Source organism: Neptunicoccus cionae, from assembly GCF_014643735.1.
Lineage (GTDB): Bacteria > Pseudomonadota > Alphaproteobacteria > Rhodobacterales > Rhodobacteraceae > Amylibacter > Amylibacter cionae.
On record NZ_BMKA01000002.1, the window covers coordinates 726,185 to 751,166 of the forward strand.

Here is a 24,982-nt window from a genome sequence, read left to right on the forward strand (position 1 = left end):
AAAATCGTTGCCATGATGTTGATATTAATTACTGTGACGGGTGTTAAACCCTCATCGGACGGCACTATGGCACAACACGCAGCGAAACATCTGATCATTGGCGGGGGCATTCTGGGCTGCTCTATCGCCTATCACCTCACCCGTATGGGAGAGAAAAACGTGGTGCTGCTGGAACGGGCCGATCTGACCGAAGGGGCCACATGGCACGCGGCGGGACTGGTGGGGCAGTTGCGCTCTTCACGCAATACCACGCGGATGCTGAAGAAATCGGTCGAAATGTACGACCGGTTGCAGAACGAAGAAGGGATGCAGTTCGACTGGAAGAAGACCGGATCCCTGCGTCTGGCGGCCACCAAGGAACGGATGCTGGAAGCAAAGCGGCTGGCCACAATGGCGCGCAGTTTTGATCTGGAAATGCAGATCATTAGCCCGTCAGAGGCCAAGGACCTGTTCCCGCTGATCGACGAAAAAGGTCTGGAAGGCGCGGCGTTTATTCCGTCTGACGGTTACGTCGACCCTGCCTCGCTGTGTCAGGCCGTGGCCGGGGCTGCGCGCAAACAGGGTGCCGATATTCGCCAGAATGTAGAGGTTCTGGACTTTAACATCACAGACGGGCGGATCACTTCTGTTGAAACCACCCAAGGGCGTTGGGAGGCGGATACGATCATCCTCGCCACAGGGATGTGGAGCCGCGAAATCGCCGCGAAACTTGGCATCAGGGTCCCGGCCTGTGCGGTGGAACATCAGTATATCATCACCGAATCCACCGGCAGCGAAATCGGCCATTACCCGACCCTGCGCGATCCTGAACGGTTGGTTTATTACAAACCGGATGTGGGCGGACGGCTGGTGGTCGGCGGTTATGAAGAAGACACGCTGCCCTTTGGCAACAAGGGTATTCCGGGCAAGTTCGTGCGCCAGTTGCTGCCCGAAAATCTGGACCGTTTCCTGCCACTTGCGGAACTGGCGGGCAAGGTCACGCCCATCATCAACGAAGTCGGCATTAGGCAGGTGATCAACGGGCCGATCCCCTATTCTGCGGACGGTGATTTTGTGATGGGCTGGCAGCCGGATTACAAAAACCTGATGATGGCCACGGGGTTTCTCTACGGGATTGCAGCAGGGGGCGGTGCCGGAGAGATGATCGCGGAATGGGTCGTGGACGGGCAACCCTCGCTTGATCTGTGGCCGCTGGATGTGCGCCGCTTCGGGCCCCATCACGGCACCCGCGCCTTTATGTATCCTCGCGCTGTCGAACATTACGCCCACCATTACAAGATGCGCTATCCGGGGCAAGAACATGAAACAGCCCGCCAGTTGCGCCTGTCCCCGCTCTATCAAAAGCTGAAAGATCAGGGGGCGGTTTACGGATCTAAGAACGGCTGGGAGCGTCCGTTGTGGTTCGCCCCTGAAGGCGTGCCAGCAGTGGATCAATTGGACTTTCTCAACCCCGGCTGGAAGCAATATGCAGCGCAGGAACATGCAGCGGTACGCGAGCGTGTGGCCCTGATCGACCAGACCAGTTTTGCCAAGTTTGAAATCCTCGGACGAGGAGCGCTGGAACTGCTTCAAAGGCTCTGTGTCTCTAATATGGACAAGCCCGTTGGCAGCGTGATCTACACCCAGATGTGCAACGCCAAGGGCGGGACAGAGGCGGACGTCACCTTTATCCGGCTCGGCGCGGAACGGTTCTATATGGTCACAGGCTCGGGCTTTGGGGTGCATGACAGCAACTGGATCAAGCGGCACCTGCCCGATGACGGCTCGGTCCACTTGATCGAAGTCACAAGCGGGATTGCGGTGGTGAATATCGTTGGCCCGAAGGCCCGCGATGTACTGGCTGCCGCCTCCGAAAGCGATGTGTCAGGCGATGCCATCCCGTTTTCTACTGCCAAGGAGATCATCATCGGCGCAGCCCCTGTGCGTGCAGCACGGATCGGATACGTCGGGGAGCTGGGATATGAGTTGCACATCCCAACCGAGTTTGCGGCCCATGTCTATGACACCCTTTGGCAGGCAGGTCAGAACCACGGCATTGCAAATGTGGGCTACCGCGCGATTGAAAGCCTGCGGATGGAGAAGGGCTATGTCTACTGGTCGGGGGATGTGACGCCCGACTATACCCCGATTGAAGCGGGTCTCGGCTTTCGGGTGCATCTGAAATCGAAGGGTGATTTCATCGGCCGCCAAGTGCTGGAAGCACAGAAAACCAAAGGCGTTTCACGGCAGCTTTGTACCTTTGTCACTGATGAAAACCTGCCGTTAACAGGCGGTGAGGCGATCCTGATTGGCGAAGAACTGGTCTCGCTCGCGACTTCTGTGGGCTTTGGCCATACTGTGGGGCAGACGATCTTGCGAGGGTATCTCGATCAGGAACACTGGGACCGTCAAGACTTCACGCTAGAGGTTTTTGGCGATCGCCATGCCATCCGGCAAACCGACGGACCGCTTTATGATCCCACCAACAGTGCTTTAAAAGGATAACGGCTTATGACAGATCATTCGGACACAGTTCTGCAAGCCCTGCGACAGGCCCCTGCCTTTGCCGATGTGCAACAGGTGGACAGTATCACGCGGCTCGGCGGGATGACCAATCTGGTCTATCGAGTGGAATTTCAAGGCACCTCGGTCATTGTGCGGATACCGGGCGAAGGCACGGAAGATTACATCGATCGCGCGGTAGAGGATCACAACGCGCGGGCGGCTGCGCGGGCCGGTGTTTCACCGGAGGTGCTTTTTGCCCGCCCCGAAACCGGCCTGATGATTTCGCGCACAGTGCCCGATATTGAAACCATGACCCCCGCCCTGTTTCAAAGCCGCGCCGGATCACCGGCACGGGCGGGCAAAGCGCTGGCAAAACTGCATGGGTCGGGGGAGCAGTTTCAGTTCCGCTTCGAACTGTTCTCCATGATCGACGATTACCTTAAAATCCTTGCGACCAAAGACGTAAATCTGCCGGAAGGCTACCACGATGTGGTTGCCGCCGCTGATCCCGTGAAACAGGCGCTCGCCTCTGCTGTTCTGCCGCTGGCGCCGTGCCACTGCGATCCTCTGTGTGAGAATTTTCTCGATGATGGCACGATCATGTGGATCGTTGATTGGGAATACTCCGGCATGAATGATCCGCTCTGGGATGTGGGCGATCTGTCGGTAGAGGCGGGTTTGAACGAGGCGCAGGACGCTGAGCTGATGGAAGCCTATTTCGGCCGCCCGCCTACCGCCGCCGAAACCGGCCGTATGGTGATTTATAAAGCCATGTGCGATCTGCTCTGGACGCTTTGGGGGTTGATCCAGCACGCAGATGACAATCCGGCCGAAGATTTCTGGGCCTACGCCACAGAACGGTTCGCGCGGTGCAAGGCGCTGATGCAGGACCCTGCCTTTGGAGCGCATGTGGCCGCTGTCAAAAAGGGCTAACCGTTCACCAGTTCCAACGATGCGCAGTGCGGGGCCGTCAATCACACCGGCCACGACACGCTTTGCGTCTGCATCATTAAAGCCGTTTCCAAGGCATCCCGATCAGCACATTTGCAATTCCTGACGTAAAACTACATTTAATACGCAATTTTGTTGATTTTTGTTGATATTGATTTCGAATCTGATTGTATAGTTGGATCATTACCGGCGATCCGCGGGCGTTTGACCCGATCCAAGACCGGACGCCCCGATCCAACACAGGGAGTTTTAGAATGAAGTATATTTCCGTAGCGGCGGCCGCGTTTATGGCTGTAACACCGGCGCTGGCACAAGAATCCTCGGACCCGATCAAGCTGACACTGCACGACTGGTCCGGACAGCTCATCACCACCACGCTGATGGGCGAGGTGCTGGAAGAGGCTGGTTATAATGTCGAATATGTTCAGGCCGATTACATCGCGCAATTTGCAGGGCTGAAAACCGGCGACCTGCATGTGGCAATGGAACTGTGGGAAACAACAGCCCGCGAAGCGATGGACGAAGCCTTTGCCACAGGAAACGTGGTTAATCTGGGTGAAACCGGCATGATGGCGATCGAGGAATGGTGGTATCCTTCTTATATGGAGGAAAAATGCCCCGGCCTGCCAAATTGGGAAGCACTGAAAGATTGCGCCGATGCTTTCTCCACCGCAGAAACAGCGCCGATGGGCCGCTATCTGGGTGGTCCGGTCACGTGGGGCGGGTTTGATGACGAACGGGTTGAAGCACTGGAACTGGATTTCGAAGTGGTTCACGCTGGCACCGATGCGGCCCTGTTTGCCGAACTGGAAGCCGCGTATCAGCGCAAGGACCCGATCATGCTCTGGCTTTATTCCCCCCATTGGGCACCCGCCAAGTTTGATGGCAAATATGTGGAATTTCCAGCCTATTCCCCCGAATGCTACAATGATCCCTCTGTCGGCGTGAACCCCGATGCAGCCTATGACTGTGGCAAGCCGACCGGCCCGATCTGGAAAGCTGCATGGGCCGGTGTTGCGGAAAAATGGCCAAACGCCGAGAAAGCAATCAAGAACTTCAAAATCTCCAACGAAGACATGGGCGCAATGGTGGCCGATGTGGACCTGAATGGAAAATCCGTTGATGAAGTTGTTGCGGCTTGGATGACCGAGAACAAAGACGCTTGGTCCTCTTGGATCGTTAAGTAATCCTACCTTTGAGCGGGCGCGTCATACAAAGGCGCGCCCGTTCACGACCCCGCCCCCATTAGCACGACACATGCTCCGGCCGCGCGCCCCGCCTGCGCCCGCCGACCCGAGGACCGAATGAATCAATCAGTCATATTAGAATGCCGCGACGTCTGGAAACTTTACGGACCAAACGCCGGAACATTCCTGAAAAACACGCCTGTTCCCAAGAAAGGCGATCTCGGTCGGGCCGGACTGATCGGCGCAGTACGGGCCGCAAATGTGCAGATTTTCAAGGGTGAGATATTTGTGATCATGGGGCTGTCAGGCTCTGGCAAATCGACACTGGTGCGCTGCCTGTCGCGTCTTGTGGAGCCGACAGCGGGTGAAATTCACTTTGAGGGCGAAAACCTTCTGAACAAATCCGACAAGGAATTGATCCAGATCCGGCGCAGCAAGATGGGCATGGTGTTCCAGCAGTTCGCGCTGCTGCCCCATCTGACCGTTCTGGAAAACGCCGCCTTTCCGCTGGACGTGCAGGGCGTTCCCAAGGCCGAAAGACTGGCACGTGCGCAAGAAGTTGTGGAACTGGTCGGGCTAAAAGGGCGTGAAGGTTACTACCCGCGTGAACTGTCGGGTGGCCAGCAACAACGGGTCGGCATCGCAAGATCGCTCGCGGTGGAGCCGGACTTGTGGTTTCTGGATGAACCGTTTTCCGCACTCGACCCGCTGATCCGGCGTGAAATGCAGGACGAGTTCATCCGCCTGCAAAACATGCTGCACAAGACCATTGTCTTCATCACCCATGATTTTGACGAAGCAATCCGCCTTGCAGATCGTATCGCTGTTATGAAGGATGGCGCGATCCAGCAGGTGGCCAAGCCCGAGGAGCTGGTGCTGAACCCCGCCACCGACTATGTGGCAGAATTCACCCGCCATGTGAACCGCGCCAAAGTCATCACCGCAGCCGCGCTCGCCGAGCCATTGAGCGGCGACAGTTTTTCCGGCACCGTTCCCGCCAGTGCCACAATCGAAAGCATCGGGGATCGTGTTGAGGCCGCAGAGCACCCGTTTCACGTGGAACAGGATGGTAAGATCATCGGACAAATCACCCGCAGTGCCGTGATTGACGTTCTGGTGGGGCGGCGCTGAATGGGACGCTGGCTTACATCCGGCAGGGTCTTCTGGCTTGGCCTGTTTGCGGTGACATGGGTGTTGTCGCAATTTTCCTTCCAGATCTACAAGGCGCTCGATGCCCGCTGGATCATCCGCTACCCCAAAAAATGGCAACTGCCGCTGGAAGACAGCATCAGCAGTTTCCTCGATTGGCTGGTGGAATCCGCGAACGTCTATTTCTTCACCTTCCGCGAATTCACCCGCGCGATTGCAGCCCTTCTGGAAGCGCCCTACCAGTTCTTGCGAAACCTTCTGATCGAAGGCTTCAATACGGGATACGGCGACAGTGCTGTGCAACTTGCACCGTCGCTCGGCTGGGTCGCTGTGGTGGTCTGCGCGATTGCCATTGGACATTATGCTCGCAACTGGGCGCTGGCGGCCCTTGTCGGGGCCTGTTTCCTATACCTTGCAGTGTTCGGGCAATGGCACAGTGCGATGATCACGCTGGCTTCTGTTCTGATCGCAGTGCCAATCGGGGCTGTGGGCGGGTTGTTTCTGGGGATCGCGGCTTACCGCGCGCCTTGGTTTAACCGCTTGCTGCAACCGGTTCTGGACCTGATGCAGACGGTTCCGGTCTTTGCCTATCTGGTGCCGATCCTGATCCTGTTCGGCTTTGGCCCTGTTGCCGCACTTGTGGCCACCGTGGTCTACGCCATGCCGCCGATGGTGCGGATTACAATACTGTCGCTGCATTCCGTCCCCGAAGAAATACAAGAAGCCGGTCGCATGGCAGGCTGCACCAAGCGGCAGATCATGTGGAAGGTTCTGGTGCCATCGGCCACGCCTTCGCTGATGGTGGGGGTCAATCAGGTGATTATGCTCTCGCTCAATATGGTGATTATCGCCTCGATGATCGGCGCGGGTGGCCTTGGGTTTGACGTACTGGCCTCGTTGCGGCGGCTCGACATTGGCGCGGGGATTGAGGCGGGTCTCGCCATCGTCGTCATGGCCATTGCGCTCGACCGTGCCAGTCAGGCCTTTGCCGAACGCAGCCAGCGAAGCCTGCCCGAAGGCAACCTGCTGCAACGCCACCCGTGGAGCAGCACGGTGCTGCTGGTCATCCTCGCCAATCTGGTTCTGGGCCGGTTCATCCCTGCCCTGCAAACCTACCCTGACAGTCTGACTCTGACCACCGGCCCGTTCTGGAGCGACGCGATGGAGTGGGTCAACGTCAACTTTTTTGATACATTCGAGGCGATCAAAGTCGTTGTGTTGCAAGGGCTTCTGCTGCCAGTCAAAAAGTTCTTCAGCGGAATTCCATGGGCTTGGGGCATCATCGCCACCGGACTGATTTCATGGCGTATTGGCGGCTGGAAGCTGGGTATTATGGCGGCACTGATGATGGCCTTCATCGCGGCCAGCGGGCTTTGGGGCAAGGCGATGATTACCATCTACCTGTGCGGCGTGTCGGTGCTGATCGCCACTGTAATCGGTATTCCGCTTGGCATTTGGGCCGCCGAGAAACCGAACGCGGGGCGTGTGATCCTCGGGCTGATGGACACGCTGCAAACCTTGCCGAGCTTTGTCTATCTGATCCCTGTAGTGATGCTGTTCCGCGTTGGAGATTTCAGCGCGATGATTGCGGTGGTGCTGTACGCGCTGGCCCCTGCGGTACGCTATGCCGCCCACGGGCTGCGCGATGTGCCCGAACAGATGATCGAGGCCGGCGTCATGTCCGGCTGCACCAAACGTCAGCTGCTGTGGCGCGTGAAGCTGCCACTGGCCACGCCGCAACTGCTGTTGGGGTTGAACCAGACTATCATGCTGGCGATTTCCATGCTGGTGATCACCGCTTTGGTCGGCACCCGTGATCTGGGCCAAGAGGTCTATATCGCCCTGACCAAAGCCAACGCAGGTCAGGGCATTGTGGCCGGTCTGTCCGTGGCCTTCATCGCCATCGTCGCGGACCGGATCGTGAACGCACTGGCCGAAGGACAACGCAGGAGGTTGGGCTTATGACAGAAAACGCGATTGAACGGACAGCCGCCCTGTCCTGCTTTAGTGACCCGCAGGATATAAAACCGCTGAGTGGCGGGATCACGAATGTGAACCTGACAGTCACCGATCAGGGCCGCAAATACGTGGTGCGAATCGGGGCAGACATCGAAGAACACGGGGTGATGCGCTGGAACGAACTGGCACTGTCCCAAGCGGCTGCCAAAGGCGGATTTTCACCCGAAGTGATCCACCATGAAGACGGCGTTCTGGTGCTGGAGTATCTGGACGCTTCGACCTTTGCTGAAGAAGACGTGCGCAAGCCTGAAAACCTGCACCGGATCGTCGCGCTGATCTACGACGTACATACACAAATGGGCCAGCACCTGATCAAACCGGCCCTTGCCTTCTGGCCTTATCAGGTCAACCGGACCTATATCACCCGCCTGCTGGCCGCCGGTTCAAAATATCAGGGCATGTTCGACAGGTTGACCAAACAAAGCGAGATGCTGGAACAAGCCACCGGACCGGTCGACCTCGTGATCGGTCATAACGATCTGCTGGCGGCAAATATTCTGGATGACGGGGAAAAGCTGTGGCTGATCGACTGGGAATACGGCGGCTTTAACGCGCCTTTGTTTGATCTGGCGGGGTTGGCCTCTAACAACGGGCTGTCTGAGGCGCAGGAGCGGCTGATGCTGGAGCAATATTTCGCCACCTCCCCCGATCAGCACTGGCGCCCCTATCAGGCAATGAAATGCGCGTCTTTGATGCGTGAAACGCTCTGGTCCATGACCTCGGAAATCCATTCGGCGCTGGACTTTGACTATGCGCAATACACCACCGAAAACCTCGACAGGCTGAACGCAGCGCTGTCCGACTTTGCAAACACGTAAGGCAAGATATGACACTCCCTTCCTCTTCGAAAATTATTGTCGTCGGTGGCGGCATCATCGGATGCTCTACCGCGTACCATCTGGCGCAAATGGGTCAGGAAGTGCTGCTGCTGGAAAAAGCGCAGCTGACCTCCGGTTCCACATGGCACGCGGCCGGATTGGTGGGGCAATTGCGCTCTAACGCGAATATCACGCGATTGCTGGGCTATTCCATTGATCTGTACAAAAATCTTGAGGCCGAGACAGGCCTTGCAACCGGCTGGAAGATGAACGGCGGGCTGCGGCTGGCGTGTAATCAGGAACGCTGGACCGAGGTAAAGCGTCAGGCCACCACCGCCCATAGTTTCGGGCTGGATATGCAGCTTTTGACCCCGCAAGAGACACAAGACCTGTGGCCGCTGATGGACATCGGTGATGTGGTCGGCGCGGCCTTCCTGCCGACCGACGGGCAGGCCAATCCCGCCGACATCACGCAGGCACTGGCAAAGGGCGCGCGTGCCAAGGGCGCGAAACTGGTGGAACATGCACCCGTAACGGAAATTCTGACGGAAGGCGGCAAGATCACCGGCGTGCGTACTCCGCAAGGGGATGTGACCTGCGAAAAGCTGGTGCTGTGTTGCGGTCAATGGACCCGAGAGCTGGCCAAAACCGTTGGCGTAACAGTGCCGCTGGTATCGGTCGAGCATCAGTATATGGTCACCGAACCCTTTGACGTGCCGTCCGACCTGCCCACCCTGCGCGATCCTGACCGGCTGACCTACTACAAAGAAGAAGTGGGCGGTCTGGTTATGGGCGGCTACGAACCAAACGGCATCCCGTGGGCGCAAAATGGCATCCCCGACCCTTTTGACTTCCAACTGCTGGAGTCCAATTTTGATCACTTCGAACAGTTGGTCGAACTCGCCCTGCCCCGTGTGCCTGCTTTGCAAACAGCGGGAATTAAACAGCTGATCAACGGGCCGGAAAGCTTCACACCGGATGGGAACTTCATCCTTGGCGAAGCACCTGAGATGGCCAACGTCTTTATCGGCGCAGGCTTCAACGCCTTTGGCATCGCTTCGGGCGGTGGGGCAGGTATGGCGCTGGCGGAATGGGTCGCCAACGGTGCGCCACCCTATGACATGTGGCCGGTGGACATCCGCCGCTTTGGCCGCCCCCACGGGGATGAAGACTGGGTCCGCACCCGCACGCTGGAAGCTTACGGTAAGCATTACACGATGGCCTGGCCGTCCGAAGAACACGACAGTGGCCGCCCGTGCCGCCGCTCTCCGCTCTATGACACTCTGCTAAACAGCGGTGCTGTCTTTGGTGAAAAACTGGGCTGGGAACGCCCCAACTGGTTTGCCGAAGAAGGCGAGGAAGCCCGTGACATCTACACTTTCGAACGCCCCAACTGGCACGCTGCCGTAGGGCGCGAACACAAGGCTGCGCGGGAAACAGCGGTGCTGTTCGACCAGACCTCCTTTGCAAAATTCATCCTGAAAGGTCCGGACGCAGAGGCCGCCCTTAGCTGGATCGCTTCGAACCGCGTGGACAAGCCGGTGGGCAGCATCATTTACACCCAGATGCTGAACGACAAAGGCGGGATCGAGTGTGATCTGACCTGCGTGCGCCTCGCGCTGGACGAATATTACATCGTCACCGGCACAGGCTATGCCACCCATGATTTCGACTGGATCGCCCGCAACATTCCCGAAGGCATGAACGCGCAACTGGTGGATGTAACGTCCTCCAATGCAGTGCTGTCGCTGTTTGGCCCCAAAGCGCGCGAGATCCTGTCTGCCTGCACCCGCGACGACCTAAGCAACGAAGCCTTCCCCTTCGGGCAGTCCCGAAAGATCGGGATCGCAGGCTGTCCGGTACTGGCGCTGCGGATCACTTATGTGGGCGAATTGGGCTGGGAATTGCACCTGCCAGTGGAATACGCCCTGACTGTTTATGAAGCGATCCACAGGGCGGGCAAGGATCACGGGCTGCGCAACGCAGGCTACCGGGCGATTGAAACGCTGCGCTTGGAAAAAGGCTACCGCGCGTGGAGCTCTGACATCGGGCCGGATCACACACCGGATGAAGCGGGGCTTGGCTGGGCGGTGAAGATGAAATCCAACATCCCATTCAAAGGCCGCGAGGCAGTGCAGGCCCAGCGCGAAACCGGCAAGAAAAAGATCATGGCCACCTTCACCTGCGACGGGGATGTGATCTTGTCGGGACGTGAAACCATCTACCGGAACGGCGAAACCTGCGGCTGGCTGTCGTCCGCCGGTTACGGCCACACTTTGGGGCAAAGCATCGGCATGGGCTATGTGCGCAGCGACACACCGATCGACCGCGCCTACGTGCTTTCCGGCGAATACGAGCTGGAAGTAGCCACAGAGAGAGTGCCCGCGAAGATCACGCTGTCCCCGCTATTCGATCCTAAAATGGAGCGGGTCAAAGCCTGACCCTCCCTAACATTTTTCATTCGATCCACGACCCCGCATCCGGCATCCGGTTCTTTTCTGGTGCCGGGTGCGGCGAAGGTTTTGATGAGCCGGTTGTGGGCGCATCCCCCAAACGCACGATTTAACCTTCGTCCAGCGGGGCGGCTGCAGCATCAGACGCAGATTCTTTCACCGCTTGCTCACGCAAACGCGATGCATGTTTTTATTCATTTATTACCGCACTTTAAACCAACTGCGCGCGCGCTGCCGCGCGTGTGTTTCGCCCCTCCCACTCACCCGTCGGTGACATTTCCGTCAATTTTGCGGGAACGATTCCGAATAAAGCCGCGTTGGAACTGCAATGGGTGACGCGCTGGCGCACCGCTAGAGAAGGAGAAGTGAACATGCACAATGTATTCTACATCATCGGGGTGGTCGTCGTCGTTTTGGCCGTCATCAGCCTTGCATTTTAAACGAACAGGAGACGCATTATGACCAATCAAAATACGTTGAACACACAAGGCAAAGCTTCCGTAGCGGATAAAGCAAAAGCGACTGCTTCGGATCTTGCCGGCCAAGCCAAAGAGACCGCGAACAGCGCTGCGCAAACTGCAGCGAACGCAGCGGTCCAACAAGCAGATAACGCGAAATCCTCGGTCGCTGACGAAGTGTCCGGCGTAGCTTCTGCACTGCGCACAGCCGCAGACGAGATGCGCAACGGATCGCCACAAGAACGCACTTTCGGGCAGATGGCCGAAGGTTTGGCAGATGCTTCAGACGCGCTGCGGGACAAAGACCTTGGCACAATGGTCGAGGACGTGACCCAATTCGCCCGCAAAAACCCTCTGCTGTTCCTTGGTGGTGCCGCTCTCGTCGGGTTTGCTGCAACACGTTTTGCGAAAGCATCCGGTGACACAAACCACGGTAACAGCCACGCCTCAGCTGGTTCGGCGCAGGGGTATGAAACCTATGCACCAGCCACCCAAACAGGAACCACACGCACAGGAGGAGACTTCTCATGAGTGACCATCAACCCACCAAAAGCACAGGCAGTGTCCTGAGTGACGCGCTGAACAATGTAAGTTCACTGGTCCGCAGCGAAGTCGATCTGGCACGTGCGGAAATCAGCGAGAACGTCAACCGCGCTGGTACGGCTGTCGGCATGATCGCCGGTGCTGCAATCATCGCGCTCGTATCCCTTAACGTTCTGGCAGGCGCCCTTGTGGCCGGTCTCGCCGAAGCTGGCATTGATGCTGGTTGGGCAGCCCTGATTGTCGGCGTAATTCTTGCCGTAATCGCCTTCGGGATGATCAGCAAAGGAATTAACGATCTGAAACTTTCCAGCCTCGCGCCGACACGGACCGCCAGAAACGTGAAACGTGATGCAAAAGCTATCAAGGAGTCTTACGATGCCTAACGACACCCGAAGTGCAAGTGAAATTGAACGCGATATTGAACGGCAACGCGCCAATCTGAGCGACAACATCGAAACCCTGCAAGACAAGTTTTCCATCGATACGATGGTGCGTCAGGTAGGCGATCAGTTCCGCGAACACGGCGGCGATCTTGGTCGCTCTGTGGTGGAGCAAGTCAAAGCCAATCCGGTGCCTCTGGCACTGACAGGTATTGGTCTTGCGTGGATGATGTTTGGCAATGGCCAAAAGCGGGAGCAATCCTACCGCTCCGCTGATTATCGTTCGTCCGATCGCTACGACAGCCGCGACAATCATGCCTATCCCGCAACACGCGTTGCGCCGCATCCCGCTGCCGACTACCGCTCCGGCGAGGATGATTACCGTCAGTCCCGCAACCGGAAGGGAATGCCGTACACGCCCCCAGTGAACACTCTGGGCAATGGTGATCCGCTTCCGTCCTGGTCGCAAGATGACGACGATGACGGGTCGTCCTACATCGCGGATCGCGCTGCTGATGCAAAGGCATCGATGGCCAACGCACGGGATCGTGTCGCTGACGCAAAAGATCAGGTGGCCGATAGCGTATCCGACGCCAAGGATCAGGTTTCCGGTAGTGTATCACAAGGTGCAGACAAGCTGCGCGACAGTGCAGGCAACCTGCGGGACAAGGTTTCGTCCGCCGCTGCCTCCGGTAAATCTGCCGTCGCCAGCGGTGCGGGCACCGTTCAGGACAAGCTGGCCGCTGCACGCAGCCGAATCTCAGAAGGGACCGAAACCCTGAGCGAAGAAGGCCGCAAACGGGTCATCGCAGCCCGCGAGAAGGCAATCGAGGTTCGCCGGACCGCAACGCAAAAAGCCTCTGAAGGGGCGGATGCAGCTGCCGATTTTTATGATCGTCAACCGCTCGTTGTTGGCGCACTGGCCCTTGCCATCGGTGCAGCATTGGGCGGCGCACTGCCGCGCACCCGCACCGAAGACAAATACGTCGGTGCACACAGCGACCAGATGTTCGAAGAAGCGGAGCGTATCTTTCAGGAAGAGAAAGACAAAGCCGCACGGGTTGCCAAATCCGTTCAGAAGGAAGTCAAGGACATCGCATCCGAGACAAAATCCGATCTGGACAGCGGCGCACCCGGTGACAAATCCGCAGTCGAGGCTGTTGGCGACAAAGCGAAATCCGCTGCCAACCGCGTTGCAGACAAGGCCAAATCAAAGGCCAAAGAAGAGGAGCTTGGCAAGCCAAGCACCTAAGCATCGAAGGGGGCTTTCACAGCCCCCTTTTCGTCCCCAACCGTAGATAAGGAAGACAGAGATGGCACGAGGCCGCACCGCCGAATCCCCTGACAACATCCCCACCAAAGGCTGGAAGGATGTCGCGTTTCGCGTCAAAGACGAGATCGCAAATGACCGGATCGGTCTGGTCGCTGCCGGTGTCGCATTCTACGGACTTCTAGCGCTTTTCCCAGCAATTACAGCTGTGATCGCCATCAGCGGTCTGCTGGTCGAACCCAGCCAGATCGTGGAACAGATGCGGTCATTTTCCGGTTTAATGCCTGAAGAAGTAATGACGATTATCACCGATCAGGCAACTTCGGTTGCCGGTTCGCGGGACGGCGGGCTGGGACTGGCTGCCATTGTTGGTATCCTTGTTGCGCTCTATTCCGCCTCCAAAGGGATGGCCAGCCTGATAGAAGGGTTGAACGTCGTTTATGATGAAAACGAGTCCCGCGGGTTCATTCAATTGAAGCTGGTGACTTTCGGGCTCACCCTGATGTTGATTGCGGGGCTGTTGGTCGGGCTTGGCGTAACGCTAGCGGTTCCTGCAATTCTGGCTTTTGCCAATCTGGGCACGCTGTCCGCAGTATTCGCCAGCGTATTGCCGTGGCTGGTGCTGGTCGCCATGACCATGCTGGGGCTAGCTGCGCTTTATCACTTTGCGCCGTCACGGGATCGCCCCGAATGGCAGTGGGCCTCTCCGGGTGCAATTCTCGGTTGCCTGATGTGGATCGTGGCCTCTGTCGGATTTGCGTTCTACGTTGGTAACTTCGGTTCTTACAACGAAAGTTTCGGTACATTGGCCGGTGCAATCGTGCTGCTGATGTGGTTCTGGATCTCAGCGTACATCGTGCTTATTGGCGCAGAGGTGAACGCCGAGCTGGAGGCACAGACACGCAAAGACACAACCGTGGGGCAGGATGAACCGATGGGAGAGCGAGACGCGCAGAAGGCCGATAATCTGGGCGAGGCTGCGGGGAAGTGAGCGTAACAGCTCATTCGCGCAGTCATGCCACCACCCGCACTGCGGGCATGGCACAATGACAAACGCATCCCCGAACATGGCTCCACAACCCAAGTCACAGCCCGCCCCTTGGCTGGCAGGGCTTCGGGTGCCGCTTTATGGCATCTTTACCATTCTGCTGTTGCAAGCATTGGTTTGGGCCAGTGACTTCCTGATCCCCGTCACGACCGCATTTCTAGGGTATCTTATCCTGAACCGCCCACGCCGCTGGCTAGAGCGGAGCGGCGTTCCGCCCTATCTGTCCGCGACGCTGTTCGTCACAATACTGTCTGTTGTTATCGGCATGTTCCTGATCCAGATCAGTTCTCCTACGGCGCAGTTCATTGAGGATCTGCCTTGGCTGATCGAACAGATGAAAGACCAGCTTTCAAACTCCGGCGGCACACTGGAGGCGATAAAAGACGCCACCGTTGCAGCAGGTGAGATTATCGCAGATCAGGAACAAGAAACCGTCGAAGTCGAAGTGGTTTCCGATCCCGGTATTGTCACCGCCATCTTCAGCATGGCGCCAAGCTTCCTAAGCCGGATACTATTCGCACTTATCCTGTTGTTCTTTCTTATTTCGTCAGGCGACCTGTTTCTGACCAAGACGATTGAAAGCATCGACGCCTTTGCAGAAAAACGCCGCGCGGTTGAAGTGCTACACGCGATTGAAGACAAGCTCGGTTACTATCTTGGCGGCATCACCCTGATCAACATAGGGCTTGGGGTGGCAATCAGCATCGCGATGTATTTTTGGGGCATGCCCAATGTGCTCGTCTTCGGATTTCTGGCCTTCGGGTTAAACTTCGTGCCGTTCCTTGGCGGGCTGATGGGCGCAGCGATTGCAGGTTCAGTGGCTTTTGTCAGTCTTGAAAGCGCTTGGACCGCTCTCGGCGTGTTTGCGACCTACGCGACATTGACTTCCATCGAAGGGCAATTGGTGACACCGATGCTGATCTCCCGCCGGATGCGGCTGAACACAACGGTGGTGTTCCTTACGGTCGCTTTTTTTGCGTGGATCTGGTCGGTGATGGGCATGGTGGTGGCCTTACCGATCCTGATTGTGATCAAAATCGCCTGTGACGAATCCCGTTCCTTGCGTGTAATCGGGCGCTTCATCGGCGGCGCGGATGATGACCGCACTGAAACAGCGGCGCGGGATTAAAGGCTTTTGACATTGGCTAATCCCACGCTCCGGCACGGAGTTAACCAAACGTCATCTTTGGCCGCGCGTGGATTAAATGGACTTTCGGGGCTTATGCAGCTAGTTCCGTGTCGTTCGACAAGCAGGGCCACCATGACAGACACGACCTATCCCAGCCGGTTCACGTCCCACCGCCGCGCTGATACAGCAGTCCATTTCTTCGGGCTGGTGCTGATATTTATCGCCGGTGGGCTGATGCTGACAGAAACCGCCACCGCGCATTCCCTGCCGGTCTTTTTTGCCGTTCTGGTGTACGTTTTATGCGCGCTGGCGTCGAATGTGGCGTCATGGACCTATCATTTTGCCCCGTGGCACGGCCATCGCGTGATCCTGCGCCGGTTGGATCATGCTGCGATTTATCCCAGCATTGCAGGAACATTCACCCCGTTCTTTGTTCTGGCCAACACCGGCTGGACCCTGACCCTTCTGGTGATCTGCTGGGGGCTGACCTGTGTGGCCATGTATAAGAAATTAACCGATATTTCGGTGCAGTCCAAATGGTCTATGGCGTCTTATCTTGGGCTGGGAGCAATCGGATTGCTGGCGCTGCCGGATATGCAGGACATGCCTATTGTGACGCTTTGGTGCATTATCGCAGGGGCCGCCGCTTATGTAATCGGCACTGTTTTTTATGCACGTAGATCAATGCCTTACCGTTATGCCATCTGGCATACTTGGGTGAATATCGGCGGTATCTTCATGTTTGCAGGCATCTGGGCCGCGCTGTTTCCCTAACAACCGCGCGCTAGGCCGTTCCGGCTGAGCGGCGGGGCACCGTTACTCCAGATCGCTGAACGGGATGCCCCGTCGGCTGGCACTGGCGCGCACGGCTTCCTGAATGGCGGGACTGCGACCAAGCAACCGCCGGAACCGCATTTCATCAAGCACCAGCAGGGTCGAGGGCGCAATCGCCCGCACTTCGGTGCGGCGTGCCTTGTTGGTCAGGATCGCCATCTGGCCAAACATCTCGCCCCGCCCCAAACGCCAGCTCTGTCCCGCCGTTTCCATTTCCGCCGCACCGGATGCGATAAAGAACACGCTGCGCGCAGGCGTATCGCGCCGCATGATGACGTCTCCTGCATTCGCATAGCGGGTCTGAAGCGCACGGGCGAGCCGTTTCAGCGCCGCCTCGTCCAGATCCACAAATAGGGGAAACTGACGCACAAGTTCAATTCTCTGGAACGCCACATCAAGACGCGGACGGCCCTCGGCCGCGGCCCGTCGGGTCGCAGTTTGCCCCATCAGTTTGGTAAACACCTCGGAACCGATCAAACCGTCCTCGCGCATGGCTGTGTATTCCCGTTCTTCCAGCCGCAGGGCAGTGCGACGGATAAATCGGCGCTCCAGTTCTTCGGCGTACCCCGGATATTGCAGGCGCAGCCCTTCCAGCGCGGTTTCGACCGTTTCAATCCGGCGCGACAACAGTTCCGCCAACAGATCCGCCAGCCTTCGCCCGTGGATACGGCGAATGCGCCCCCCGATAAAGGCATCAAGATCTCGCAGCACCAGTCGCTGGGACAATAACAGCTCAAACCGGTCCGCTGTCATATTGGCCAGAGGGGCCGAGATACTTAAGCGGTTGTGCAGAAACCCTGCAACACGGAACCCGTGCCCATAGGACACACTGCGCCGCGCCGCCCGTTGATACCCGCTGCGCCCGCCGCTGCGCGCGCCTTCTATCAGCCGGTCCGCATCTGACAGCACCTGTTCCGCCATCCGCGCCGAGATCGTACGGTCGCGCACACGATCCAGAATCGTGTCCCGTTCATGGCCTGCCAGCGCGATCAGACCCAGCGTGACCCTGTCCCGTTCCAAAATATCCGCGTTGTCTTCGGCCAACTTCACGGCCTCTTCCAGCCGGTCCCCGAACTGCTTAGCCTCGGAGCGGACAATGTCATGGGTGAGTTCGTAATTCTCGGTGGTGCGGGCCACGTCCTCACGCACGGTTTGCAGCGCAACCGCCACAACCTGCCGGGACAGGGCTTCGTCAATCGGAGACAGATCTTCAAGACCCAGCCAGCGGATCACCCGGCGCAGCGTGGTGCCCTGCACCAGCAGCGTAAACAGCGTAAACCCGGTGGCCAGAATCCCGACCACCCGCTGAATATCATTGGGCACACGGAAGCTCTCCGTCACAGCCAGCGCCAGCGCCAATGTGACCGCACCGCGCAGACCACCCCACAGGATCGCCGTGCGATAGGGTCGTTCAACTTTGGGCGACAAGCGGAATTTATGCAGGATTGGCATCAACACGAACAGGATCACCGCCCGCGCGGTTATGGCTGCAAGGATCACCACCCCGACCAGCAAGAAATCGTGCACCCGCACATCTGCGAGAAAACGGGGAATTAGAAAAGCAGCCAGAATAAAAATCAGCGCCCCCGCCCAATGGGCCAATACATCCCAAAGTTCACGCAGGTTAATCCACGCCTGCGGCAACAACCGCCCCGGTCCCGCAAGGTTCAGTGTAAGACCTGCTGCAACCACCGCAATCACGCCAGAGGCGCCGATGCTTTGTTCTGCACCGATGTAAACCAGATAAGGCAGCGCCACGGAGATCGAAATCTGCGCCAGTTCAAATTGCGGAAAGGCCGCCATCACCCAAATGGCAATCCGCGCCACGACCCAGCCGACCAGCACACCGCCCGCAATCAAAAGGGGAAACTGTGCCAGCGCATCCGCGAGTGTCGGGTCAGGCACGCCCAGCATCACAAACCCCATGAACAGGCCGAACAAGGCGATTGCCGCGGCATCATTCAGTAGGCTTTCGCCTTCAATAATCCGCGCAACCCTTCGCGGCGCGGAAATAGAGCGGAAGATCGAAACCACGGCCGAGGGATCGGTTGTGGACACAATCGCCCCGATCAACAAGCACGCCGCCAGCGGCAGCGTAGTCGCCCAAGACAGCGCATAACCGACGAACAGTGTCGCAACGACAACAGCCACCACCGCGAGCACCAGAATCGGCACCCAATCATCCAGCATCCGCCGAAGGTTCATACCCAAAGTCGCTTGAAACAACAGGGTCGGCAGAAAGACATAAAGGAACACATTAGAACGGATTGGGAAGCCGAGGATCACCTCTGCCACCGGATTGAGCGCGTCCGTCAGATCCGTTCTCATGAAGAAGATTGCCGTCACGCTGACCAGAATACCAATCACAGCCAGAAGCGCACTGTAAGGCATCCTCAAGCGCGCAGCCAGAGGCTCGGCAACCCCGATCACAACGAACAGGGTTGCGACAATTGTGGTGATTAAAACTATGTCCATATTATTGAAATACCACAGCAATCATCGGGCGCACTGTTAAAATTCAGCGATTGAAGAAACAATTGGCAAAACCTCGTGAGCCATAGAACGCCTTTATCGAATCCTGACTTCAGACGAAATTTGGCAGGAGTGACACTGCGCAACGGGGCGTGGAGACCTCGGCGCGCACGGCCAGTTAGAATTGTCTGAAAACTGTTTGTATTTAATCTGCTCTTGAGGTTGGGGCGCGCAAACACCAGTCGAAATTGATTGAACAGCCCTAATCGACCCAGGGATCCTGGCCGGATGAAATCTGCCGTGCGGGGCAAATGGCCATTCGAAAGGAATCCTTAAGATACATGGTCCTATACTTCAGGGACTATGGTTTGCCTGCTGGATAGCTCGTAAATCCTGATGACCTGTTCAATTGACTTCGAATTTGCTTACACGCCCATGACCTTCAAATTTAACGTACCTGCGCCAACGCAACTGCCCGCCCCACGCTGCGGGTGTACACTAAAAACGCGCCTGACAGGACGGGATGTAGCCCTTTGGTTCATCCAGTACTGCATCGTGATAATTCTCGGCCTTCTCCTTATGATCGCCAAAACCGGCGGGGCATGGGCACAACAACTCATCCTTAATCCAACCGGCGCACCCACAGTACTGGGAAGCGGTGTCGGCAAACGCGGAATCTGGCGCAATGTCGGGACGGTGAACGGGGTAAATGTTGATATCGTCGGAATAATGACCTTCGCGACACGCGACCACCGGTTTGCCACCGGTAACGGCCAAATCATGATTACTTCAGTCGGGCAAGATCCGCATTTCGCAGATTTCTATATATACGAGGCTGGAACCCACAACATCTTCTCAAACACTGGCGGTGTTCCGGTCGTCGCCGATGTGGAAATCCAGATCAACGACATCGATGGCCCTTTGAACGAACAGGTCTACGTTAACCTTTGCGACGGAACAGTTGAATACATCCGCGTTGACCGTTCTGCCACCACGTATCGCGGCTATGTCGAAGGGCCTGACCCTAGCCTTGGCACAGAAACATTCTACCTCGCTGGCGATCGGGGTTATGCAAACCAGCCGGTCTCCGGACTGGAAATTTTCTACCCGCAAACCTCAACCTTCAGCTTTGGCCGAACAGCAAACAACGGTTTTCTGGTCCTGCTTGCAAACCCGACATACGATGCCTCCCAAACCTACGAGCTAAAATGCGGTGACTTCAAGGCGCCAGTTTTGCAGGACGATATAAAGGAACAGGTTCTTGGCGAACCCGTGACTGTGAACATCCTGTTCAACGACTCTGTCGCAACAGAAAATGATAACGCACCCGCAAACAACTCGCTACAGCCCAGCGAATACGCGATGCAGGCGATTGACCTCGTTCCACCCGCAGGCGCACTGAATATCGTGACTGACAGCAACGGCCACCGCGTTGCCTTTGATGTTATCGGCGAAGGAACATGGAGCTATGATGACATCACGGGCGAACTGACCTTCACCCCGTTCGTCGCTTTCTTCGCTGCACCGACCCCGATCGAATACCGCTTTCAATCCCCCATCATCCTGCCAAGCGAACCGCAAGCTTATTCCGCCCCCGCGCAGGTCTCAATCGATGTCGGTTCCGTGGGCCTGTTGAAGCTGGCCCAACTGGTCGACACCAATCTCAACGGGTACGCTGACCCCGGTGAAACCATCGCTTACGTGTTCACCGCTGAAAACTTCGGCAATGTCGATCTCACCAATGTCCAGCTTGCCGAAACCCAATTCAGCGGTGCCGGCATCCCCCCCGTAATAACCTTTCAGGCCGCAACTTCATTGTCGCCGGAAGGCACCCTCTTGGTTGGGGAAAAGGCGGTCTACACAGCCACTTATACTTTGGTCCCCGAAGACATGGACACCACGATTTCCAATCAGGCGGAAGCCACCGCACAAACACCCGGCGGCACCACTGTCTCTGACCTATCGGATTCCGAAAATCCGTCAGACGGTGATGGAGTTGCACAAAATGGTCCGGGGGATGGGCGGGATGACCCCACAACCATCTATGCCGGTTCCGGCCCTGATCGCGGCGACGCGCCGATCACCTATGGCGACCCGCAACATGCCGATACATCCGCTTACTGGATTGGCGCGTTGAACGGCGATGGCGACAGCTCTGCGCAACATTCCGTAGACGGAACTGGCGATGATTCAGATGGAAAAGATGACGAAAGCGATGAGAGTTTCCCCCAACTTTACGGCGATCTGACCCGCACAATCACGATCCCGGTTAGTGAGCCCACACCCGGATCAGGGTATCTGCAGGCGTTTGTCGATTTTGGCGGCGATGGAACATTTCTGTCGCTCGGCGATCAGGTAGCATCTGACATTCGCGACGGCGGACCGCAGGACCTTGACGGCACCATCAACGGAGAGATCAGCTTTGCAATTTCGGTGCCCGCGACTGCGGTTCTCACCCCGACTTTTGCACGGCTGCGCTGGTCAAGCGTTGCCAGTCTCACAGCAATTTCAACCGCCACAGACGGAGAAGTCGAAGACTATGGCATTACCATAAAGACCCCGCCGGATGCTGATCGTGGCGATGCTCCGGCCAGCTATGGCGATCCCCAGCATATCATCGAAGGCCCAGCCGCACCTGAAATATACCTAGGCTCTGTCCCACCAGACATCGATTTGATCGCCCAAAACAGTGCAACGGCCTCCGGCGACGATCTAGACGGGAGCGATGATGAAGACGGTGTCGTTCTACCAACGCTTTATTTGGGGGGATTGGCCGAGATTACGGTAACGGTCAATGATCTGGGCAGTCCGCCCCAGAAATCAGCATACCTTCAGGCCTTCATCGATTTTGACGGCGATGGCACGTTTTTGCAGGCGGGGGAACAAGTGGCCACCAATCTTCAGGACGGTGACGCGCTGGACAAAGACGGGGCCACGAACGGTTCCATCCGATTTGAAGTCGCTGTCCCCTCAGGCGCCACCACAGCGCCAACCTTCGCCCGCTTCCGCTGGTCTAGGGATACCACCGCGCAAACCACCGCCTTTGAGGGAGAGGTTGAAGATTACACCCTTACCATATCCAGCGATCCACCACCCTTCCTGTGCGATGGCAGTCTCTACCGATATGATAGTGATAGAGTGGTGCGGCGGCTAACCTTTACAGCCAGTGGTGCAAATTATGTGATCGGATTTCAAGACATAGGAAATGCGCCACAAAACCTGAATGCCAACTGGGGTTACAACGCGCTGGACGGTTATATGTACGCTTTACGCCCAGGCCGCCGCGATCTGTACAGACTTGACGGTGCGGGGGATTTTGTCGACCTTGCCAACCTGCCCGATGGGACCGCTGTCGGCTCGACTGCGGGCGATATCCTGCCAAACGGCACGATGGTTTACGTTGACAACGCATCCACATGGCAACTGATAAGCTTGGTGGACGCAAGCAACCCCGTCAATCTCGGTTCTCTCAACCTCAGCCAAGCGATCAACACTGAAGACATCGCCTACAATCCGGTCGACGGGCTGATCTATGGCATCAACCAATCTACAGGGCGCGCCTTCAAACTTGATCCCAATGGCGGGCTTCCTGGCGCCGTAACAGTTGTTGAGTTCGGACCCGCCATCTACGTGGGAATATTCGGTTCAATTTGGTTTGATGAGGACGGTCGTTTTTATGTTTACAGTAACTCCACCAACAACCTTTATCTAACGAGCACCGACACCGGTGAAGCGCAGTTTATCGCCAACAGCTCTGTCGATGAATTGGGAGATAGCGATGGCATGTCATGCAGGGGTCCCGCCCCCATCCCGTTCGGTGCAATAGCCGGAAATGTTTACAACGATACGAATGCTTCGGACAGTAAGGACAATGGCGAAACCAATCTAGGAGGGGGCATCGGCATCTCTGTCTTTGATGACGGAGGGACGCCAGCTGACACTAGCGATGATCTGTTCCTGATCACAACCGACACAGAGGCAGATGGCACATACGCCGTTGAAGACCTTCTGGTTAACACCACATACCGCGTTGAACTTGATGAGACAGATCCGGATCTTGGTGGTGGAACCACCATCGGCACCTCAAATCCCCGTCTCGGGGTGGGTACAACCGCGGGGGAAGTCACGACCGACCAGGATTTCGGCTTTGACGCTGCGGCCAGCGATCTGGAATTGTCAAAATACGCCGCCTTAACAGGCACAACCACTCCGGTGACAAATGTTTCCGAAGGCGATGTTATCGACTGGATCATAACCGTCTCTAACGTCAGTGGGGGATCTCCCTCCGGCGTTAAAGTCATCGACCTAATACCAAGCGGATTTGCCTACGTGTCTGACAGCGCACCTTCTGCGGGCGATACATATGATCCGGATACCGGACTGTGGTTTGTCGATGAAATTCTGACCGGCGCAAGCGAGACACTTGTGATTACCACCACGGTGCTTGACAGCGGGGAGCTGACCAATACGGCAGAAATCATATACAGTTCCCTTCCCGACCCCGATAGCGATCCGGCAACCGGGCCGCTGACGGACGATCTGTTCGACCAGATCGCAGATGATGACGAAGCGTCCTATTCGGTCAATCTCGCGACCGGCGACAGGGTCTTCACAGGTCGAATATTCAACGACAACGGTGCGTCGGGTGGTACAGCACATGATGCGGAAACCAATGGGGGTGAAGCTGGACTATTCTCGGCAGTCTTGGAAATTCTTGATGGTACGGGGACTGTTATCGCAACGCCGGATGTCGCTTCTGACGGGTCATGGACCTATGCGTTGCCGTCGTCCCACACAGGGGAGCTTACAATCCGCACGATACCAGCCAACGGTTATCGCGCCATTTCTGAAGCAACAACCGGCTTGCCCGGTCTGACCAACCCCGACCCCCACGACGGGTCTTTTACTTTCACGCCGGACCCCTTTGGAAATCTTGTCGGCCTGAACTTTGGACTGTTGGAAATTCCCGTCCTCGCCCAAGATCAGGTCAGCACGGTGGGACGAGGACAGGTCGTAACTTTGGCCCACCTTTATACCGCAACATCCGATGGGGATGTAACCTTCTCGCTTGCAGACAGCACCGCGGTGCCAACGGGCGCATTTAGTGCTGCGCTATATTATGATGCCGGATGTAGCGGAGCACCGGGCGTCCCCTTGACCGGGCCGCTGGCCGTCAGTGCAGGACAGACGGTTTGCATTCAATCCCGCGTTTCAGCCGGTGCAGGCGCGGGAACGGGTAGCAGGTTCACCTATAAAATCATCGCCACAACGGCCTTCACTGACACCACCGCCGTTAGCAGCGCAAGCAACACGGATGAAGTTAAAGTCGTCGCCCAAAGCGGACAGGTCCAGTTGACGAAGACGGTCGAGAATGAAACTGCAGGAACCCCCGAAGCGACCTCCAACCTGGGCGGCGCAAACGATGTGTTGCTGTACCGGATTTATCTTGAAAATACGGACACAGCACCCGTTAGCAACGTCAAGGTTTTCGATAGAACGCCACCCTATACTGCCCTGGCAGAGCCCATCGCCGACCCCCAAATCCTGTCATCGAACCTGACTTGCAATTTGGCGAAACCTGTTGCCAATGCCGCGAACTATTCAGGATCGGTTGAGTGGAATTGCTCCGGAAACTTCCTCCCTGGTGAGGTCGGCGCCCTCCAATTCAGGGTGGCGATTACCCCGTAATGCGCGTCTTGGAATTTTTGTGCGTTGGCAAATGGAATGTTAAATCAAATTCTTCCATGCGATCGCCGAAACCATCGTCAGGGCGGGTGACGTTTCGGC

The 24,982-nt window shown here is 57.1% G+C and carries 15 protein-coding genes; 14 read left to right on the forward strand and 1 reads right to left on the reverse strand.

Annotated features, from left to right (window positions below; translation table 11 throughout):
- Window positions 1-66: 66 nt before the first annotated feature.
- The 13 genes from IEX10_RS08775 to trhA all read left to right on the forward strand — a co-directional run bounded on the left by IEX10_RS08775 (window position 67) and on the right by trhA (window position 16,663).
- Complete coding sequence (locus tag IEX10_RS08775; protein ID WP_188673492.1) at window positions 67-2,484, forward strand: GcvT family protein; 2,418 nt, start codon at window positions 67-69, stop codon at window positions 2,482-2,484.
- A 6-nt stretch (window positions 2,485-2,490) separates the two neighbouring features.
- Window positions 2,491-3,417 carry a choline/ethanolamine kinase family protein gene (locus IEX10_RS08780; protein WP_188673494.1) on the forward strand — a complete coding sequence of 309 codons (927 nt, stop codon included), beginning with the start codon at window positions 2,491-2,493 and terminating at the stop codon, window positions 3,415-3,417.
- 272 nt (window positions 3,418-3,689) lie between these two features.
- A complete protein-coding gene (locus IEX10_RS08785) occupies window positions 3,690-4,622 on the forward strand; it encodes an ABC transporter substrate-binding protein (protein WP_229678481.1) in 933 nt (310 codons plus the stop codon).
- A 117-nt stretch (window positions 4,623-4,739) separates the two neighbouring features.
- On the forward strand, window positions 4,740-5,753 hold the full coding sequence (locus tag IEX10_RS08790; RefSeq protein WP_188673498.1) for a quaternary amine ABC transporter ATP-binding protein: 1,014 nt from the start codon (window positions 4,740-4,742) through the stop codon (window positions 5,751-5,753).
- Window positions 5,754-7,736 carry an ABC transporter permease gene (locus IEX10_RS08795; protein ID WP_188673500.1) on the forward strand — a complete coding sequence of 661 codons (1,983 nt, stop codon included), beginning with the start codon at window positions 5,754-5,756 and terminating at the stop codon, window positions 7,734-7,736.
- Window positions 7,733-8,608 (forward strand): choline kinase family protein, encoded by an 876-nt coding sequence (locus IEX10_RS08800; RefSeq protein ID WP_188673503.1) that lies wholly within the window; start codon window positions 7,733-7,735, stop codon window positions 8,606-8,608. Before IEX10_RS08795 ends, IEX10_RS08800 begins: the two co-directional genes overlap by 4 nt.
- 8 nt (window positions 8,609-8,616) lie before the next feature.
- Window positions 8,617-11,049 (forward strand): GcvT family protein, encoded by a 2,433-nt coding sequence (locus tag IEX10_RS08805; protein WP_188673505.1) that lies wholly within the window; start codon window positions 8,617-8,619, stop codon window positions 11,047-11,049.
- 470 nt (window positions 11,050-11,519) lie between these two features.
- A complete protein-coding gene (locus IEX10_RS08810; RefSeq protein WP_229678482.1) occupies window positions 11,520-12,050 on the forward strand; it encodes a hypothetical protein in 531 nt (176 codons plus the stop codon).
- Complete coding sequence (locus IEX10_RS08815) at window positions 12,047-12,445, forward strand: phage holin family protein (protein ID WP_188673507.1); 399 nt, start codon at window positions 12,047-12,049, stop codon at window positions 12,443-12,445. The genes IEX10_RS08810 and IEX10_RS08815 overlap by 4 nt, the downstream gene beginning before the upstream one ends.
- Window positions 12,438-13,694 (forward strand): DUF3618 domain-containing protein, encoded by a 1,257-nt coding sequence (locus tag IEX10_RS08820; RefSeq protein WP_188673509.1) that lies wholly within the window; start codon window positions 12,438-12,440, stop codon window positions 13,692-13,694. The genes IEX10_RS08815 and IEX10_RS08820 overlap by 8 nt, the downstream gene beginning before the upstream one ends.
- 61 nt (window positions 13,695-13,755) lie before the next feature.
- The gene (locus IEX10_RS08825) at window positions 13,756-14,703 is read left to right on the forward strand and encodes a YihY/virulence factor BrkB family protein (RefSeq protein WP_188673511.1); all 948 of its coding nucleotides are present in this window, start codon (window positions 13,756-13,758) and stop codon (window positions 14,701-14,703) included.
- A 55-nt stretch (window positions 14,704-14,758) separates the two neighbouring features.
- A complete protein-coding gene (locus tag IEX10_RS08830; protein ID WP_229678483.1) occupies window positions 14,759-15,889 on the forward strand; it encodes an AI-2E family transporter in 1,131 nt (376 codons plus the stop codon).
- 132 nt (window positions 15,890-16,021) lie between these two features.
- Window positions 16,022-16,663 carry a PAQR family membrane homeostasis protein TrhA gene (gene trhA, locus IEX10_RS08835; protein WP_188673520.1) on the forward strand — a complete coding sequence of 214 codons (642 nt, stop codon included), beginning with the start codon at window positions 16,022-16,024 and terminating at the stop codon, window positions 16,661-16,663.
- A gap of 42 nt (window positions 16,664-16,705) precedes the next feature.
- Here trhA and IEX10_RS08840 read toward each other — a convergent pair whose 3' ends face one another.
- Window positions 16,706-19,198, reverse strand: a complete 2,493-nt coding sequence (locus IEX10_RS08840; RefSeq protein ID WP_188673522.1) for a cation:proton antiporter — start codon at window positions 19,196-19,198, stop codon at window positions 16,706-16,708.
- A gap of 576 nt (window positions 19,199-19,774) precedes the next feature.
- Here IEX10_RS08840 and IEX10_RS08845 point away from each other — a divergent pair.
- Window positions 19,775-24,883 carry a DUF11 domain-containing protein gene (locus IEX10_RS08845; RefSeq protein ID WP_188673524.1) on the forward strand — a complete coding sequence of 1,703 codons (5,109 nt, stop codon included), beginning with the start codon at window positions 19,775-19,777 and terminating at the stop codon, window positions 24,881-24,883.
- Window positions 24,884-24,982: the final 99 nt, after the last annotated feature.

Coding starts and splice junctions, on each gene's coding strand:
- IEX10_RS08825 (WP_188673511.1), top strand. CDS start 13,756: ATGGCACGAGGCCGCACCGCCGAATCCCCTGACAACATCCCCACCAAA.
- IEX10_RS08785 (WP_229678481.1), top strand. CDS start 3,690: ATGAAGTATATTTCCGTAGCGGCGGCCGCGTTTATGGCTGTAACACCG.
- IEX10_RS08805 (WP_188673505.1), top strand. CDS start 8,617: ATGACACTCCCTTCCTCTTCGAAAATTATTGTCGTCGGTGGCGGCATC.
- IEX10_RS08780 (WP_188673494.1), top strand. CDS start 2,491: ATGACAGATCATTCGGACACAGTTCTGCAAGCCCTGCGACAGGCCCCT.
- IEX10_RS08820 (WP_188673509.1), top strand. CDS start 12,438: ATGCCTAACGACACCCGAAGTGCAAGTGAAATTGAACGCGATATTGAA.
- IEX10_RS08815 (WP_188673507.1), top strand. CDS start 12,047: ATGAGTGACCATCAACCCACCAAAAGCACAGGCAGTGTCCTGAGTGAC.
- IEX10_RS08795 (WP_188673500.1), top strand. CDS start 5,754: ATGGGACGCTGGCTTACATCCGGCAGGGTCTTCTGGCTTGGCCTGTTT.
- IEX10_RS08775 (WP_188673492.1), top strand. CDS start 67: ATGGCACAACACGCAGCGAAACATCTGATCATTGGCGGGGGCATTCTG.
- IEX10_RS08800 (WP_188673503.1), top strand. CDS start 7,733: ATGACAGAAAACGCGATTGAACGGACAGCCGCCCTGTCCTGCTTTAGT.
- IEX10_RS08845 (WP_188673524.1), top strand. CDS start 19,775: ATGATCGCCAAAACCGGCGGGGCATGGGCACAACAACTCATCCTTAAT.
- trhA (WP_188673520.1), top strand. CDS start 16,022: ATGACAGACACGACCTATCCCAGCCGGTTCACGTCCCACCGCCGCGCT.
- IEX10_RS08790 (WP_188673498.1), top strand. CDS start 4,740: ATGAATCAATCAGTCATATTAGAATGCCGCGACGTCTGGAAACTTTAC.
- IEX10_RS08810 (WP_229678482.1), top strand. CDS start 11,520: ATGACCAATCAAAATACGTTGAACACACAAGGCAAAGCTTCCGTAGCG.
- IEX10_RS08830 (WP_229678483.1), top strand. CDS start 14,759: ATGACAAACGCATCCCCGAACATGGCTCCACAACCCAAGTCACAGCCC.
- IEX10_RS08840 (WP_188673522.1), bottom strand. CDS start 19,198: ATGGACATAGTTTTAATCACCACAATTGTCGCAACCCTGTTCGTTGTG.